The sequence below is a fragment of the Gordonia sp. (in: high G+C Gram-positive bacteria) genome, from assembly GCF_047606305.1.
Taxonomy (GTDB): Bacteria; Actinomycetota; Actinomycetes; order Mycobacteriales; family Mycobacteriaceae; genus Gordonia.
In genome coordinates, this window is the sequence record NZ_JASGER010000026.1 from 1 (window position 1) to 15,869 (window position 15,869).

Annotated in this window: 19 protein-coding genes and 1 pseudogene; 9 read left to right on the forward strand and 11 right to left on the reverse strand. The window is 70.1% G+C overall.

Annotated elements, in window-relative coordinates; translation table 11 throughout:
• The 3 genes and pseudogenes from QM634_RS04275 to QM634_RS04285 all read left to right on the forward strand — a co-directional run.
• A pseudogene (locus tag QM634_RS04275) lies at positions 1 to 581 on the forward strand (hypothetical protein); the annotation flags it as partial.
• A gap of 131 nt (positions 582 to 712) precedes the next feature.
• Positions 713 to 2,296 carry a Rieske 2Fe-2S domain-containing protein gene (locus tag QM634_RS04280; protein ID WP_415041533.1) on the forward strand — a complete coding sequence of 528 codons (1,584 nt, stop codon included), beginning with the start codon at positions 713 to 715 and terminating at the stop codon, positions 2,294 to 2,296.
• 1 nt (position 2,297) lies between these two features.
• The gene (locus tag QM634_RS04285; protein ID WP_415041534.1) at positions 2,298 to 3,299 is read left to right on the forward strand and encodes an isopenicillin N synthase family dioxygenase; all 1,002 of its coding nucleotides are present in this window, start codon (positions 2,298 to 2,300) and stop codon (positions 3,297 to 3,299) included.
• 69 nt (positions 3,300 to 3,368) lie between these two features.
• On the opposite strand, the gene QM634_RS04290 is transcribed toward QM634_RS04285, so the two are convergent.
• The 3 genes from QM634_RS04290 to serS are packed head-to-tail and all read right to left on the reverse strand — an operon-like array spanning position 3,369 to position 6,005.
• On the reverse strand, positions 3,369 to 4,232 hold the full coding sequence (locus QM634_RS04290; protein WP_415041535.1) for a hypothetical protein: 864 nt from the start codon (positions 4,230 to 4,232) through the stop codon (positions 3,369 to 3,371).
• Positions 4,233 to 4,236: 4 nt separating this feature from the next.
• Positions 4,237 to 4,752 carry a hypothetical protein gene (locus QM634_RS04295; RefSeq protein ID WP_415041536.1) on the reverse strand — a complete coding sequence of 172 codons (516 nt, stop codon included), beginning with the start codon at positions 4,750 to 4,752 and terminating at the stop codon, positions 4,237 to 4,239.
• On the reverse strand, positions 4,749 to 6,005 hold the full coding sequence (gene serS / locus QM634_RS04300; RefSeq protein WP_415041537.1) for a serine--tRNA ligase: 1,257 nt from the start codon (positions 6,003 to 6,005) through the stop codon (positions 4,749 to 4,751). The genes QM634_RS04295 and serS overlap by 4 nt, the downstream gene beginning before the upstream one ends.
• 46 nt (positions 6,006 to 6,051) lie before the next feature.
• Here serS and QM634_RS04305 point away from each other — a divergent pair, with 46 nt between their 5' ends.
• From QM634_RS04305 to QM634_RS04315, 3 genes are all read left to right on the forward strand, one after another.
• The gene (locus tag QM634_RS04305; RefSeq protein WP_415041538.1) at positions 6,052 to 7,218 is read left to right on the forward strand and encodes a septum formation family protein; all 1,167 of its coding nucleotides are present in this window, start codon (positions 6,052 to 6,054) and stop codon (positions 7,216 to 7,218) included.
• An 8-nt stretch (positions 7,219 to 7,226) separates the two neighbouring features.
• Positions 7,227 to 7,565, forward strand: coding sequence for a metallopeptidase family protein (locus QM634_RS04310; protein ID WP_415041551.1), 339 nt, complete (start codon positions 7,227 to 7,229; stop codon positions 7,563 to 7,565).
• 317 nt (positions 7,566 to 7,882) lie between these two features.
• Positions 7,883 to 8,188 carry a GIY-YIG nuclease family protein gene (locus QM634_RS04315; protein WP_415041539.1) on the forward strand — a complete coding sequence of 102 codons (306 nt, stop codon included), beginning with the start codon at positions 7,883 to 7,885 and terminating at the stop codon, positions 8,186 to 8,188.
• A gap of 109 nt (positions 8,189 to 8,297) precedes the next feature.
• On the opposite strand, the gene QM634_RS04320 is transcribed toward QM634_RS04315, so the two are convergent.
• Both QM634_RS04320 and pheA read right to left on the reverse strand, forming a co-directional pair.
• Positions 8,298 to 8,975, reverse strand: a complete 678-nt coding sequence (locus tag QM634_RS04320; protein ID WP_415041540.1) for a histidine phosphatase family protein — start codon at positions 8,973 to 8,975, stop codon at positions 8,298 to 8,300.
• Positions 8,975 to 9,919 carry a prephenate dehydratase gene (gene pheA, locus QM634_RS04325; protein ID WP_415041541.1) on the reverse strand — a complete coding sequence of 315 codons (945 nt, stop codon included), beginning with the start codon at positions 9,917 to 9,919 and terminating at the stop codon, positions 8,975 to 8,977. The genes QM634_RS04320 and pheA overlap by 1 nt, the downstream gene beginning before the upstream one ends.
• A 169-nt stretch (positions 9,920 to 10,088) precedes the next feature.
• Between pheA and QM634_RS04330 the strand changes: the two genes are divergently transcribed.
• The 3 genes from QM634_RS04330 to QM634_RS04340 are packed head-to-tail and all read left to right on the forward strand — an operon-like array spanning position 10,089 to position 11,412.
• Positions 10,089 to 10,556 carry a fluoride efflux transporter FluC gene (locus tag QM634_RS04330; RefSeq protein WP_415041542.1) on the forward strand — a complete coding sequence of 156 codons (468 nt, stop codon included), beginning with the start codon at positions 10,089 to 10,091 and terminating at the stop codon, positions 10,554 to 10,556.
• A complete protein-coding gene (locus QM634_RS04335; RefSeq protein ID WP_415041543.1) occupies positions 10,553 to 10,936 on the forward strand; it encodes a fluoride efflux transporter FluC in 384 nt (127 codons plus the stop codon). Before QM634_RS04330 ends, QM634_RS04335 begins: the two co-directional genes overlap by 4 nt.
• A gap of 8 nt (positions 10,937 to 10,944) precedes the next feature.
• On the forward strand, positions 10,945 to 11,412 hold the full coding sequence (locus QM634_RS04340; RefSeq protein ID WP_415041544.1) for a universal stress protein: 468 nt from the start codon (positions 10,945 to 10,947) through the stop codon (positions 11,410 to 11,412).
• A 3-nt stretch (positions 11,413 to 11,415) separates the two neighbouring features.
• Here the strand turns inward: QM634_RS04340 and infA are convergent, their stop codons facing one another.
• The 6 genes from infA to QM634_RS04370 all read right to left on the reverse strand — a co-directional run bounded on the left by infA (position 11,416) and on the right by QM634_RS04370 (position 15,357).
• A complete protein-coding gene (gene infA / locus QM634_RS04345) occupies positions 11,416 to 11,637 on the reverse strand; it encodes a translation initiation factor IF-1 (protein ID WP_415041545.1) in 222 nt (73 codons plus the stop codon).
• The gene (locus QM634_RS04350; protein ID WP_415041546.1) at positions 11,634 to 12,113 is read right to left on the reverse strand and encodes a hypothetical protein; all 480 of its coding nucleotides are present in this window, start codon (positions 12,111 to 12,113) and stop codon (positions 11,634 to 11,636) included. Before QM634_RS04350 ends, infA begins: the two co-directional genes overlap by 4 nt.
• Before the next feature lie 170 nt (positions 12,114 to 12,283).
• Complete coding sequence (locus tag QM634_RS04355) at positions 12,284 to 12,850, reverse strand: dihydrofolate reductase family protein (RefSeq protein ID WP_415041547.1); 567 nt, start codon at positions 12,848 to 12,850, stop codon at positions 12,284 to 12,286.
• A gap of 26 nt (positions 12,851 to 12,876) precedes the next feature.
• Positions 12,877 to 13,653 carry a CPBP family intramembrane glutamic endopeptidase gene (locus QM634_RS04360; RefSeq protein ID WP_415041548.1) on the reverse strand — a complete coding sequence of 259 codons (777 nt, stop codon included), beginning with the start codon at positions 13,651 to 13,653 and terminating at the stop codon, positions 12,877 to 12,879.
• 97 nt (positions 13,654 to 13,750) lie between these two features.
• Positions 13,751 to 14,416 carry a DUF4873 domain-containing protein gene (locus QM634_RS04365; protein WP_415041549.1) on the reverse strand — a complete coding sequence of 222 codons (666 nt, stop codon included), beginning with the start codon at positions 14,414 to 14,416 and terminating at the stop codon, positions 13,751 to 13,753.
• Complete coding sequence (locus tag QM634_RS04370) at positions 14,413 to 15,357, reverse strand: AurF N-oxygenase family protein (RefSeq protein ID WP_415041550.1); 945 nt, start codon at positions 15,355 to 15,357, stop codon at positions 14,413 to 14,415. Before QM634_RS04370 ends, QM634_RS04365 begins: the two co-directional genes overlap by 4 nt.
• Between the last annotated feature and the right edge of the window lie 512 nt (positions 15,358 to 15,869).

Consider the following 15,869-nt stretch of genomic DNA (forward strand, 5'->3'; position numbering starts at 1 on the left):
CACAGCAGGCCGGCACGGCCGCCGTGTGGGGCGCCGTCGCCGGTGCGGTCATCGGCGGCATCGGCGGCGCCATCCTCCTGGGCGCGGCGCTCACCGCCGCCGCACCGGGCATCGGCACCGTCGGCGGGATCATCGTCGGCGGCCTCGGCGGCGCGGCCGTCGGCGCTGCGGTCGGTGCCGGCATCGGCGCGACCATCGGCGGTGTCTCCGGCGCGGTCAACGGCTACAACGAGGGCCTGCAGAACGCCCGCTGGCACAACGACGCGGTCCGCAAGAACGGTGGAAAGCCCACCGTCGCACCGGTTTCCGATCAGACGCTGACGCTCGACCCGGTGACCCGACAGGTCCGCGCGTCGCTGGCCGCCCTCGCCACCCCGACCGCCGCACAGGCCACCGGCCTGGCCCTGCCGCCGCAGGCCGACAAGGCCGTCGACGATGCCAAGCGCGCCTTCGCCGGCGCCCTGGGCATCCCGGTGCCGCAGCAGCAGGCCGCCAAGCGCGTCGTGAAGCCGGGCACCTCGGTCAAGCGCAGTGCCAAGCCCGCCCACCGCAAGGCCCCGCACCGACACCCGGTTCGCTGACGCCGACCGTCAGACAAAGGTCCCCCCCGCCTGGAATCGAGTTCCGGGCGGGGGGACGTTTATCCTGGAAGGGATGCGCCACGCCCGCCGCTGCGGCGCGGACACAGCTCTGAAGTTCGGAAGGCAATCAGTTGCAGATCACCAGCGTCGGCCACGCGGGATTCCACATCCAGACCAAGGCCGGTTCCATCCTGTGCGACCCGTGGGTCAACCCCGCCTACTTCGCGTCGTGGATCCCCTTCCCGGACAACACCGAGCTGGACTGGAAGGCGCTGGGCGACTGCGACTACCTCTACGTCTCGCACCTGCACCGCGACCACTACGACGAGAAGAACCTCGTCGAGAACGTCAACAAGAACGCGACCGTCCTGCTGCCGGACTACCCGGTGCCCGACCTCAAGCGCGACCTGGAGCGGATCGGCTTCACCAAGTTCGTCGAGACCGAGGACTCCACGAAGCACAAGGTGTCCGGCCCCAAGGGCGACCTCGAGGTCATGATCATCGCGCTGCGCGCCCCCGCCGACGGTCCGATCGGCGACTCGGGCCTGATCGTCTCCGACGGCGAGACCACCTGCTTCAACATGAACGACGCCCGCCCGATCGACCTCGACGTCGTCGGCGAGGAGTTCGGCCACGTCGACATCCACCTGCTGCAGTACTCGGGCGCCATCTGGTACCCGATGGTCTACGACATCCCGAAGAAGTCGAAGGCCAACTTCGCCAAGCAGAAGCGCCAGCGCGGCATGGACCGGGCGCGCTCCTACATCGAGCAGGTCGGCGCGACGTGGGTCGTGCCGTCGGCCGGTCCGCCGATGTTCCTCGACGAGGAGCTGTACGGCGTCAACGACTTCAACACCGGCAGCGAGGCCGACCAGGCCAGCATCTTCCCCGACCAGGCCGAGTTCCTGGAGCAGATGAAGACGCACGGCACCGACGACGGCCGCAAGCACCGCGGCCTGATGATGGTGTCCGGGTCGACCGTCGAGCTCAAGGGCTCCGAGCTGGTCGAGATCAACCACCCGTACCCGCCCGAAGAGGTCTTCGGCGAGAACAAGAAGCCGTACCTGGATCGGATGAAGGAGAAGTTCGCCCCGATCATCGCCGCGGAGAAGGCCACCTGGGCCCCCGCCGACGGAGAGCCGCTGCTGCCGCAGCTCAAGGCGACCTTCGAGCCGATCATGAAGGACTCCGACCTCATCTCCGACGGCATCGGCTACCCCGTCGGGCTGGTCGTCGGCGACGAGACCTTCGTGCTCGACTTCCCCAACCGCACCGTCCGCATGCGCGAGGAGGGCGACGGCAAGTACCGCTACGGCTTCCGCATCGCCCCCGAGCTGGTGCGCACCGTGCTGCGCGACAACGAGCCGGACTGGGTCAACACGATCTTCCTCTCCACCCGGTTCACGACCTGGCGCATCGGCGGCTACAACGAGTTCCTCTACACGTTCTTCAAGTGCCTCACCGAGGAGCGCATCCACTACGCCGACGGCTGGTTCGCCGAGGCGCACGACGACTCCGCGTCGATCTGCAAGGACGGCTGGGAGATGCAGCGCCGCTGCCCGCACCTCAAGGCCGACCTGGAGAAGTTCGGGGTCATCGAGGGCAACAAGCTGACCTGCAACCTGCACGGCTGGCAGTGGGACCTCGAGTCGGGCCGCTGCCTGACGTCGAAGGGCCACGAGATCCGCGCCGAGAAGCTCGCCACCGAGAGCTGACATGACGCAGGCCCCGGCCACGCTGCCCGTCGTCGACATGTCGCTGCTCGACGGCGACGAGGCCGATCGGGCGGCGTTCCGCGACGCGCTGCGCACCGCGACGCACGAGGTCGGGTTCTTCTACCTCGTCGGGCACGGGATCTCCCGCGAGGTGCGCGACCGGCTGTTCACCACCGCGCGGGAGTTCTTCGCACTGCCCGACGACGCCAAGTTCGACGTCGAGATGCTCAAGTCACCGCACTTCCGCGGGTACACGCGCTTCGGCGGCGAGTACACCGCCGGGTCCGTCGACTGGCGCGAGCAGATCGACCTCGCCGCCGAGTACGAGCCGCTCGGCGACCAACCCGCTTATCTGCGCCTGGACGGTCCCAATCTCTGGCCGACGGCACTGCCCGGGCTGCGCGCGGTCATCACGGACTGGCAGGAGCGCTGCTCGGCGCTGGGTCTGCGACTCATGCGCGAGTGGGCGGTCAGCCTCGGCTCGTCGCGCGACGTCTTCGACCCGGCCTTTGCCCAGCGCCCGTCGACGCTGATCAAGCTGGTCCGCTACCCGGGGCGCGAGGAGTCCGCCGACCGCCAGGGCGTCGGCGCGCACAAGGACCCGGGCGTTCTGACGCTGCTGCTCGTCGAGCCCGGCAAGGGCGGGCTGCAGGTGCAGTACGGCGACGGGTGGATCGACGCCCCGCCGATCGAGGACGCCTTCGTCGTGAACATCGGCGAGGCGATGGAGTTCGCCACCGACGGGTACCTGAAGGCGACCATGCACCGCGTCGAGTCGCCGAAGCCGGGCACCGAGCGGTTGTCGGTGCCGTTCTTCTTCAACCCGGCGCTCTCGGCCACCATGCCGCGCCTCGAGTTGCCGCCGGAGTTCGCCGCCGAGGCCGACGGCGTCACCGAGGATCCGGCCAACCCGATCTCGGGCACCTTCGGCGACAACATCCTCAAGGCCCGCCTGCGCGCCCATCCCGACGTCGCAGCGCGCCACCACCCCGACTTGGTCTAGTCGCGCGTACGAATTGTCCTCGCGCGGACGCAATCGTCACCGCGTGACGACAATCCCCTCGCGCGAGGCCTACTCGATGCGCGCGGTCTCGCCGAGTGCGATGGTCACCGCGCCCACGATCGCGACGGCGAAGGCGACGACCGCGACTGCTCCCCAGCCGTGTCGCACGTGGTCGCCGAGCAGCGCCAGGCCGATCGCACTCGGCAGCACCGTCTCGCCGACGACGAGCGCGGCCGCGGTGGCGTTGACCGAGCCGGTCTGCAGCGCGACCGTGAACAGGTAGAAGCCGCCCACCCCGCCGAGCACCACGGCGTAGGCCGCGGGGTCGGCCAGCAGCTGCCCGAGCGAGAAGGGGTCGAGACCGTCGACGATGCGGACCGCGATGGCCATGGCCCCCCACAGCGCACCGGCCAGCAGTCCCGCGGCGGCCGACACCGCGATCCCGCGCGCCATACGCACCAGTGCCAGTCCGACGACCAGCAGCACCACCGCGACCACCAGCACGCCCCAGTGCGCGATGTCGCGATGAGCACCGGCCCAACCCGACGTCGGGCCGCCCTCCTGCCCGGAGGCGACGCCGAGGGCGACGAGGGCCAACACGACGGCGACGATCGCGACGCGGTCGCGCGGTGCGAGCACCACCCCCAACAGCAGCGCGGCGGCGATGGCCGTGACCGCCAGGTTCGCCGACATGATCGGCTGCGCGACGTACAGGGGCAGTTCCCGCGCGGCCACGAGGTTGCCGATGAACCCGATCGCGTCCAGGGCGATCCCGAAGACGAAGGTCGCGCTCAGGACCGTCGCGATGGTCGAGCGGAGCGTCGGCGAAGCATCGTCGGCCGGTCGTTGGGCCGCGGCGGCGCGCGCCTGGAAGACCGTCGCCAGGCCGTAGCCGAGCGCTGCCAGAATCGCCGCGGCGAGGCCGAGTGCCATGTCGTCAGCCGGCGGTGACGCGGCTCGTCGCGCGGAAGCCGAAGAGTGCGACGAGTGCCGCGACGACCAGCCAGAGGATGACTCCGCTCAGCGTCGACACGTTCAGCACGTCGCGCCCGCCCTGGACGTCTTCTTCCCCGACGAATTTGCCGAGGTGGCCCAGGATGCCGCCGTAGAGGATCGACGGGGCGGCCAGCACCACGACCATCAGCGCCGCGACGGCCGCCGAGAGTCCGGCCAGTGCCAGGTACAGCCAACGCTTGAGCGCCGTCTGCGCCTGTCCGCCGAACAACTCGACGCCGAGCAGTACCAGCGCCTCGACGGCGACGACCACCACGGCCCAGCCGAGCGGGTTGATCGACGGCGGCGCCATGCCGATGTCGTCGCCGTAGTAGATGCCCAGTCCGGCCCACTTCATCGGCAGGCCGCGATCCTCCAGCGACACCCACGGCAGCAGCGTCATGCCGCCGGCGATCAGCGCCGCGATCGCCGCGCCCAGCGCGTAGCCGCGGGTCTTCACTTCTTCGGCTCCAGCACCTTCACGCCCACCGAGGCGGCGAGCTCGTCGGGCAGGACCACCGAGCCGTCGGGCTGCTGGTGGTTCTCCAGGATCGCGACGATCCAGCGCGTCGTCGCGAGGGTGCCGTTGAGGGTCGCCGCGGTCTGCGGTTTGCCGTTCTCGTCGCGGTAGCGGATCGACAGGCGGCGCGCCTGGTAGGTCGTGCAGTTCGACGTCGACGTCAGCTCGCGGTAGGTGTTCTGCGTCGGCACCCAGGCCTCGCAGTCGAATTTGCGGGCCGCCGAGCTGCCCAGGTCGCCACCGGCGATATCGATGACGCGGTACGGCACGTCGATCGCCACGAGCATCTCGCGTTCCCAGCCCAGCAGCTTCTGGTGCTCGGCGTCGGCCTCCTCCGGGCGGCAGTAGACGAAGCCCTCGACCTTGTCGAACTGGTGGACGCGGATGATGCCGCGGGTGTCCTTGCCGTAACTGCCGGCCTCGCGACGGAAGCAGCTCGACCATCCGGCGTAGCGCTTGGGCCCCTCGGACAGGTCCAGAATCTCGTCGCTGTGGTAGCCGGCCAGCGGGACCTCCGACGTGCCGACGAGGTACAGGTCGTCGTCGGGCAGGTGGTAGATCTCGTCGGCGTGCGCACCCAGGAAGCCGGTGCCGCCCATGATCTCCGGGCGCACCAGCACCGGCGGGATCATCAGCTGGAAACCGTGCTCGACGGCCTTGCGCGCGGCCAGGTTGAGCAGGCCCAGCTGCAGCAGCGCGCCGTTGCCGGTGAGGAAGTAGAACCGCGAGCCGGAGACCTTGGCGCCGCGCTCCATGTCGATGAGGCCCAGCGACTCGCCCAGCTCCAGGTGGTCCTTGGCGTCGGGGATGTCCCGCGGCGTGCCGACGGTCTCCAGCACGATGAAGTCGTCCTCGCCGCCGGCGGGCGCGCCCTGCACGAGGTTGGAGATGGCGCGCAGGGCCTTCTCGCTGTCCTCGTCGGCCTGCTTCTGCTCGGCGACGGCGGCCTTCACCTTCTCGGCGAGCTCCTTGCCCTTGGCGAGCAGTTCCTGCTTCTCGTCGCCCTGGGCCTTGCCGACCAGCTTGCCGAGCGACTTCTGCTCCGACCGCAACCGGTCGGCGTCGGCGATTGCCGTGCGACGGCGTGCGTCGGCGTCGAGGGCCTGGTCGACGAGGGCGGGATCTTCGCCTCGGATGCGCTGCGATTCGCGGACCGAATCAGGGTCGTCGCGAAGAGTCTTGAGGTCGATCACCTCCCAGAGCCTACCCATGCGACCCCGAGCGGGCATTATGGAGGGGATGACTTCCGACGACGAGATCCCGGTGTCCGACGAGAAGGTCGTGGACGCGGGAAAGCAGACTTCGACGGCGACCGCCGCCGACACGACCGACGGCCGCGCCGCCCGCCTGCGCACGGCGATGGTGACCCACCCGCTGCGGGTCGTGCTGTCGGCCGGCGTGATCGGCGCCGTGGCCATCATGGTCACCGCCTTCGTGCTGGGCGTCGGCAACAGCGCCGGCAAGGCCGGCAGCACCAAGATCGGCGTCGGCCAGCGCGTCGCCCAGGACGCCTTCACCCAGTCCGTCGCCGGCGACTGCCTGCAGTGGCCGGCCGGCAAGCCCGGCACCCCGTCGAAGGTGTCCTGCGACGAGCCGCACCGCTTCGAGGTCGCCGCCGCCGTCGACGGCAAGGTCCTGCCCGGCGGCGAGTTCAGCGCGACGGCCAAGTGGCCCGGCCCGGAGCGGTTCGGCGCACTGCGCGCCGAGCACTGCCCGGTCCTCGTGTCGTCGTACCTGCACGGGCGCTACGACCCGCAGGGCCGCTTCGTGCCGAACCTGATGTACCCGTCGCAGGCACAGTGGGACCACGGTCAGCGCGACCTGCGCTGCGGGCTCATCGAGCAGGGCACCGGCGGCCAGGAGGTCGAGATAACCGGCAAGGTCGCCGACCTGGACCAGTCGCCGGAGTGGCCGCCGGGGACCTGCGTCGGCATCGACCAGCGCACCCGCCAGCCCACGTTCCCGGTCAGCTGCGCCGAGCCGCACGCCTTCCAGACCACCGGCATCATCGACATGTCGGCCCGCTTCGGCAACCGCACGTCGGGCAAGCCGTGGCCGGGTCTGGACGCGCAGAACAAGTTCCTCACGCCGATCTGCCCGGTGCAGGCGCACCGCTTCATGGGCGGCAAGAACAAGTTCGACAAGACGACCCTGAACATCCAGTGGTCGACGGTGTCGGAGATCGGCTGGTTGGCCGGCAGCCGCAAGGCCGTCTGCTACATGGCACTGCCGTACAAGGGCGGGTTCGCCACGCTCGTCGGCGACGCCCGGTCGTCGCTGCTCATCAACGGCAAGATCCCCACGCCGCCGCCGGCCGCTCCGCCGGGCCGCGCCCTGCCGACGCCGGTGCCGATGCCCCCGGGCATCGCACCGAACCCGGCCGAAGAGCCCGCCCCGGCCGGCTGATCGTGCACCTGTCCGAGCGCGAGTTCGACGAACTCGTGTCCGACGCCCTCGACGAGATCCCCGAGGAACTCACCCGGGAGATGTCGAACGTCGTGATCCTCGTCGAGCCGATGCACCCGGAGGGCCCCGGGCTGCTCGGGCTCTACGAGGGCATCGCGCTCACCGAGCGGACCAGTGAGTACGGCGGCTTCCTGCCCGACACGATCACCATCTACCGCGACGCGATCCTGGGCATCTGTCGTACGCGCGACGAGGTCCGCGAGCAGGTCCGCATCACCGTGATCCACGAGGTCGCCCACCATTTCGGCATCGACGACGATTGGCTCCACGAGCACGGTTGGGCCTGACGTACCGAGTTCGGCTCGCGAGGTCTCGATACAAATCGCTCCTTCGTCGCGATTCACTCGACCACCGACTTGGTGTCCCTTCGGTGGTCGAATGCCGGCAAAGCGCCAACCGAACCCAACGGTGGTCAAGTGCCGGCCGGCAAAGCGCCAACCGAGCCCAATGGTGGTCGAGTGCCGGCGAGGCGCTAGCCGAGCCGGTGTATCGAGACCCCCGCAAGCCGACATCGAAACTCGCCCACTATCCACACGCGATACCGGCCCTGTGGATACCCACCGGATGGGCTCGACGGACGACATCGGCACCGCATCATCGGGGTATGGGGGCATACATGTACATCCTGCGGTGCGCCGATGACAGCTTCTATGTCGGCAGCACGACAGACATCGAGCGACGGCTCTTCCAACACAATGAGGGCAAGGGCGCTGCGTACACCCGCCGGCCCGGTCGCCGACCGGTCGAGCTCGCCTACGTCGCCGAGTTCGATTCCATAGTCGAGGCCTTCGGCTACGAGAAGCAGGTACAGGGATGGTCACGGGCGAAGCGACAGGCGCTCATCGACGGGCGATACGAGCTGCTGCCGGGCCTGGCGACGAAGTCCTTCGGTGATAGCGGTGATAGGTGAGGCCGGAGTGTGGTCGCGAGTCGACGTCGGCTTGCGGGGGTCTCGATACAAATCTCTCGCTTCGCTCGCGATTCACTCGACCACCGATTTGGAATATCGAGGGGCCGGCTCAGCCCATCGGCTCGTCGGGGGACTTCTCGTCGTCGGAGAGGAAGGGCGCAACCCGGTTTCCCCACCGATGCGCGGACCAGGTGATGTCCGGCTCGTCGGGGGTGTAGCTCAGTTCGACGAGCCCGGTGTTGGGCAGGTAGTTGCGGACCGCGAACTTGGGGTCGATCGACGCGAGGTGCGCGGCGATGAGCCGGATCGCCGCGCCGTGGCTGACGACGTACACGTCACGGGCATCGGGGCCGACGAGGTGGCGTCGGGCGATGTCGTCGACGACGGGGACGTAGCGCTCGATGACCGCGTCCAGCGACTCGCCGCCGGGCATCTCGACCGACGTCTCACCGTGGTGCCAGCGCTCGACGACCCCCGCGAAGGCCTTGTGCGCCTCCTCGTCGGAGCGATCCTCCAACTCCCCGACCTGCACCTCGTGCAGCCCCTCGGACACCTGCGGTTCGACGCCCCACAGGCCGCCGATGACCTCCGCGGTCTGCTGCGCCCGACGCGCGAGCGAGCTGACGAGGACGGCCTGCCGCTCGACATCCCCGGAGCGGTCCAGGGCGAACCGGGCCGCCTGACGGACGCCGAAGTCGGTGAGCGAGGCGCCGGGCATTGCGGTGTCGAGGCGCTTCATCACGTTGGACGTGGTCTCGCCGTGGCGGACCAGGTACAGACGCGCCATCAGACCGGGTCCCCGCCGCGCAGCCGGGTGAACCAGGTTTCGCTCTCCCCGTGGTCGGGCGGCGGGGTGCCGCCCTGCCCGTCGACGGGCCACGACCCGAGGAACACCACCTGCTCGACCGTCCGGTGCAGCGCGCGCAGTGCCTCGCCGATCGCCGCGTCGTCGAGGTGGCCGACGGCGTCGATGAAGAAGCGGTACTCCAAACCGGGCCCGGACGCCCCGCGGCGCGGGCGCGACTCGATGCGGGTGAGGTCGATGTCGCGGGCGGCGAACTCGTCGAGTGCCGCGAGCAGGCTGCCCGGTTCGTTCGCCAGGTCGATGATCACCGACGTGCGGTCGTTGCCGGTGGGCGCCGGCACCGGTCCGGGGCGGCCGAGCAGGACGAAGCGGGTCACCGCGTCACCGCTGTCGGCGACGTTCTCGGCAACGGCGCGCAGCCCCTGCGCCCGCGCGGCGACCGGCGTCGTGACCGCAGCGTCGGCACGACCCTGCGCGACGTCCTCGGCGGCGGCGGAGTTCGACGACGCGAGGACGAACTCGGCCGTCGGGAAGAGCTTGGCGACGGACTCGCGCACCTGCGCCTGCGCCACCGGGTAGGCGGCGATCGTGCGGACGTCGGTCGTCGCGTCGCGCGCGGCGATGGTGAACGCGATGTCCAGGGCGGTCTCGGCGAACACCTGCACCCGGTCGGCGTCGGAGGCGGGGACGAGCGCGTCCATCGTCGCCGGCACCGACCCCTCGATGGAGCTCTCGATGGGCACGACCCCGTAGTCGGCGCCACCGTCGCGGATCGCCTCGATGACGGCCGTCGGACTCCCGACCGGAAGCCGCTCCACGCCGTCCGGGGGCACCGCGGCGAGCGGACCGGCACCGGAGTCGACGAGACGGTTCATCGCCATCTCGGTGAAGGTTCCGGCGGGTCCGAAGTAGGCGATGACGGGCACGATGTCAGGTTAGCCGTATACTGACCGCGGTGGTGCCCACGCGCCGCCGAGGCGATGGATCTCGCCGGGGCGCTCGACGCCCGACCCGCCGTTTCGGCTGATAGTTCCTGGTCAACCTCTGGTTCCGCCTGCGCGGAATCGCCCGTGACCGTGAAAGGAACTCACTCCCATGAACCGTCTGACCCCCGTCCTGCGCGACGCTCCGGGTCTGATCCTGGTGCTCGTCGGCGGCATCGCGGGCACCGCGGCCCGGCTGCACCTCGGCCGCGCCCTGCCGGTCGAGTCCGGCCAATGGCCGCTGAGCACGCTGGCCATCAACGTCGTCGGAGCCCTGATCCTGGCCGCGCTGCTCGAATACCTCGCGTCCTCGCGGCTCGACGAGGAGGTCGGCCGTCGCATCCGCCTGTTCGGCGGCACCGGCCTGTGCGGCGGCTTCACCACCTACAGCACCTTCGCCGACGAGCAGGTCGCACTCATCCGCGACGGGCACCTGCCCATCGCCCTCGGGTACGGCGTCGCGACACTGCTGTGCGGTGCGATCGGGACGATCGCGGGGTTGGCGATAGGGGCCCGACTCGCACCCGGCGAACCCGCCGAACCCGACTACATCGATCCGGATTCGGGGGTGGACCGATGAACGGCTGGACCACGGCGGCCTATCTCGCCGGAGGGGTCGGGGCCTTGTCGCGCTACGTCGTCGACGCCGCGGTCAAGGCACGGGTCAGCGCCCAGCTGCCGGTCGCGACGATCGGCATCAACATCGTCGGCTCGGCGCTGCTCGGGTTCATCACCGGGCTGGTGCTCTTCGCCGGCTCGCCGTCGACGCTGCAACTGGTCGCCGGCACCGGCTTCTGCGGCGGCTTCACGACCTTCAGCACGGCGAGCTTCGAGACCGTCGCACTGGCGCGCCGCGGCGAGACCGGGTTGGCCGCGGTCAACGCGGTCGGCACCTGGCTCGCCTCCGTCGCCGCATGCGGAGCGGGCATGTGGCTCGCCTGGCTGATCCACGGGAACTAGGAGTGATCATGAACATCCGATCTTTCTCCGGGCACGGCGAATCGAACGGCGAGAACCTCGTCGTCGGGTGGGACCGCACCCCGGCGGCGCAGGCCGCCCTCGGGGTCGCCGTCGTCCTGGCCGGCAAACTGCAGGCGCATCTGCACATCGCGCACATCGCCGACGACTCCGACCTGGGCATCGACCCGGATTCCCCGACGTGGGAGGAGCAGACGAAGGCGCTGACCGACGAGACCGCCCGGTGGCTGCGCAGTCAGCTGCGCGGCCTGCACACCGGGTGGACGTACTACAGCGCCCGCGGCAGCGCCGCCGCCGTGCTGAACCGCGTCGCCCACGAATCGGGTTCGTCGATCGTGGTGATCGGCGCGCATCGGCACGGGGTCGCGGGGTTGCTGTCCCGCGTCACACGGCGGTCGCTGCTGCAGGATCTGCTCGACGACGGTCTTGCGGTCCTCGTCGTGCCGCCCGCGTCGTAGCGGTCAGGTCCGGTACCGGAACACGATCCGCCCCCGCGTGAGGTCGTAGGGACTGATCTCGACGAGCACCCGGTCGAGCGGGACGATCTTGATGTAGTTCCTCCGGATCTTCCCGCTGATGTGCGCCAACACGACGTGCCCGTTGTCGAGCTCCACCCGGAATGTGGCGTTGCGGAGTGCTTCCAGGACGGTGCCGTCGGCTTCGATGCCGCGTGCGGTGCTCATCGTCGGACCAACTCGACGTTGGTCTCGACCGCGCGGCCGCCGAGGGCCTCGATGACCGCGACCCGCCGGTGGTCGGTGTCCTCGACGTCGACCGCGAGGAACGGCGCGTCAGGTCCGCGCAGGATGATTCGCGCGCCGTCGAGCGACACGCTCCGCACGCCCGGCGGTGGCGCCGTCGGCGGTGCGCCGAGCGGGATGCGGTAACACGTCCATCGCCGCTGCTCGGTGAATCCGTGTCGCCGCCAGGCGGCGATCAGCTGGTCGTCGGTCGCGACCGCGACGGTGTGCAGCGGCGACGGCAGGTCGTCGAGGAGCGCCGCTGCGATCAGGTCGAACGCGGGAGCGGTCCACGCGTCGACGCTGATGTAGCCGGGCCGGTGGGAGAGCCCGCCCCGGCCGATCGTGCGGGATTCGTCGTCGACGGCGAGCCAGTCGCCGTCATCTGCGCGCTGCAGGGTGAGAGGGGAATCGTTCATGGTGGTGCCTTCCGGGAGTGCCGTGCGCGGCGCTCCCGGTGTGGACACCTACATCGACCGTGAGATCGGAGGGAGCACCGACATCGTGGAAACGTTCACGGGTCTCACCTCCTGCGGGTCTGTCACGGTTGCCCCCAGCCTAGCGACGGCCGGCGGCGGGCACATCTCATTTATTGCTTGACCGAGTACTCCAGCGCGACGGTCCCGCCGGGGAACCGCCGCACGTCGGTGAGCTCGAGGTCGCGCGGGGTCGGGCGGTCGTGGAACAGCGGCCTGCCGCTGCCGAGCAGGACCGGCGCGACGTTGAGGCGGTAGACGTCGATCAGCCCCGCCTCCTCGACCTGCGCGGCCAGGTCGACGCCGCTGATCTCGATGTCCCCGTCGGTCTCGGCCTTCATGCGGGCGATCCATTCGACGGCGTCGCCCTCGATCAGCTCGCAGCTGGGATGCACCTCGCTGAGCGTGCGGGAGGCGACGAACTTGGGCAGTGCCGCCCACACCCGCGCGAACTCCCGCTCGACGTCGGGTGCCGAGTCGTCGGTCAGCAGGTCGTGCCAGTAGGGGACCATCACGTCGTAGAGGCGCCGGCCCATGACGATGGCCGCGAGCTCGGCAACCTGCTCGTTGGAGCGCCGGTGCAGTTCGTCGTCGGGCGCCGACCAGCCGATACCGCCGTCGGCGTCGGTGAAGAAGCCGTCGAGCGAGACCGTCATGGATGCGTAGACCAGTCGTCCCATGCGACGAGGGTAGTCCCGTCGCGCGGCTACGTGCGGACGTGCGCGAGACCGAGCCGATCACCCAGATAGAGGAAGCCGAGGAAGGCGACGACGTCGATCACCGCGTGCGCGATCACCAGCGGCCAGACACGGTCGGTGCGCTGGAAGAATCGGCCGAACACCAGTCCCATCACGACGTTGCCGAGGCCGCCGCCGATCCCCTGGTACAGGTGGTAGGCGCCGCGCAGGAGGGCGCTGGCCGCGAGCGCAGAATGGTCGCGCACGCCGAGCTGTCGCAGACGGACCAGGAGGTAGGCGACGACCACGACTTCCTCGGCGACGGCGTTGCCGATCGCGACCGCGACCAGGACCGGCGTCTGCCACCACGGACCGCCGGTGTCGCTGGGGACGAGTGCCGCGTTGAGACCGAGGTGGTGTGCCGCGAAGACGAGGGCCAACCCGGGAAGCCCGATGAGCGCCGCCAGCCCGAGTCCGACCGGGACGTCGCCGCGGGCGGGTCGGCGGGTGAGGCCCACCGCCGTCAGGCGGATCCCGCTGCGCCACAACAGGTAGGCGGCGAGCGCGGCCATCCCCAGCAGCCGCACCGCGGACAGCGACTGTCGGACGGCGTCGATCCACCCGATCTCCGAGCGCGACGGGTTCAGCGCGACCGTCGACTTGTCGATCCCGCCGGTCAGCTGGGCCTCGAGTAGCGAGAGGACGGCCAGTACCGCCGACATCCCGAAGGTGAGCACCCCGACGATGGCGAGCTCGATCCACAGCGCACGGCGCTGCGTCGGGTCGGTGACCGGATCGATGTTCACCCGGCCACCCTAAGCCCGGCAGGGTCCAACACCGCGGTACAGGATCCACCACGGTCGGGTGTTGGATCTTGTTGCGCCGTGTGGGAAGTGGGCGGGGTCAGTCGGCCAGCCAGGGCGGCGCGCCGACGCCGGTCATGCGCACCGACCCCCACTGGGTCAGCTCGGCGAGCTTGGCGGTGACCGGCGCGCGATCGCCGTGGGAGACCTCGACCCGCTTGGTCCCCGCCTCGAAGAGGTCGTGGGCCTGCTGTCCGTGCACGATGCCGGCCCAGTGGTACTGGCCGTCGTTGCCGTCGATGTGGCCGCGGGCGCGCAGCCGCGCGGTGAACTCCTCGCCGTCGCCGCTGATGCGCACCTCGTCGTCGAAGACGGCCGCCTCGACCGTCTCCTCGGTGAACCAGTCGTAGTCGATCGGGTTGAAGGAGTGCAGCGGGTCGATCGGTCGCCGCCACCGGCGACGCCTGGCCGTCGGCGGGTTGTGCTGCACCGTCGGGCGCACCCGCACACCGTGCGCACCGGCGAGCTGGGCCTCGGTGAGCGCGGCGACCACGTAGTCGACCGACTCGTCGCGGCAGTAGAACCGGTTGGGCGTCTGCTCGGCGGCCACGGTCAGGTAGTTCGACGACGGGGCGTCCTCGTCGGTCACGACCAGGTCGGCGCCGCTCGGATCGTCGACGAGGGCGAACTCGAGCGGCGACTGCTCCAGCTTGCGCCGCGTCGAGGTGATCGCGTCCGACGAACCGACGAGCGCGATCGTGGTCACGGCAGGAATCCCGCGCGACGCCAGAGGCGCTCGCCGATCGGGCCCATCAGGTCGGCCTGCCGCAGGAAGGCCGAGAGCGGCTCGAAGGACCTGATCATGACCTCGTGGAAGTTCGGGTTCTTGCGGGCGATCCGCGCCGCCTCGCGCGGGTTGGCGATACCGGCCCGCTTGTACATCTGCGGGTTGGTGAACAGGCGCCGGAACGCCGGCCCGCCGAGACCGTGCAGGTTGGCCGCGGTGACGGTCTCCCACCGCGAGCGGATCGGCTTGCGCCGCATGATGCCGTCACGGGCGAAGCCGATGTGCCGCGACTCCTCGGTCACGTGGATCTGCATCAGGCGCGCGACGATCGGCTGCAGCTGCGGGTCGTTGCGCATCTCGCGCTGCAGGGCGTCGAACAGCTCCTCGCCGACGAGGGTGATCACCCACATGAAGGTTCCGCGCATCACCGCGGGCAATGCCAGCATGGCCCAGCGCTCCCAGGGGCGCATCATGTACGGCCGGGCGCCGCTGCGCTCGATGACCTTGCCGAACATCGTCATGTGCCGGCACTCGTCGCCCATCTCGGTGAGTTCGTAGTGCGAGGTGGCGGCGGCCGGATCCTCGCGCATGAGGCGGATCAGAAGGGCACGGTTGAGCAGGTTCTCGAACCAGATGCCGACGGACAGCACGTTCGCCATCTCCTGCCGGGAGAGCTCGATCCGCTGCTCCTCGCTCATCTCGTCCCACAGCTTCGTGCCGTAGAGCGAGATCACCTTCGGCGGCAGGAAGTACTTGCCCTCCTCGAGCGGCGCGTCCCAGTCGAGCTCCACGATCGGGTCGAACGATCGCGCCGACGACCCCTTGAGGAGGCGGTTGGCGATCGCCGTCCGGCCGGCGTGGTCGTATTCGGGCCTATCGGCTGGGGTTTTCGACTTCGGGGCGTCGTTCACGACGGTCATGGTTCACCCTCCTCGTTGTGGCTTCCCACACTCGGATCGCGTGTTGGGAGCTTCAATGACAACTGTGCCATTAACCGATGTAATTGTCACCCGCTGACTTACCCAATCCTGGTTCAGCACCACCTCAGCCACGGTGCGTACATTTGGTCGGGTGACTGACCCGCGCGAGGAGCCGAATCTGCGGCGCCGACGCCAGGAACAGGGCCAGCAGGACGGGGGCGAGAACCGACCACCCCCGCCCCGCCGTCCTGCGCCCGGACCGGCCCCGTGGCCCGGTGCTGCTCGCCCCCCGCAGCAGGGCGGTCCGATCCCTCCGCCGCCGGGGCCTCCCGCCGGTCGCCGACCCATGCCGCCCCGCCCGGCCGAGGGTGCGCCGCCGCAGGGTCGTCCCGCTCCTCCTCAGGGTCGTCCCGCTCAGGGCCGTCCCGTTCCCCCGCCTCAAGGCCGCCCGGTGCCGCCGCGGGCGCAACCGGTTCCGCCCCCCGGTGGGCCGCAGGGCCGTCCGGCCGGGC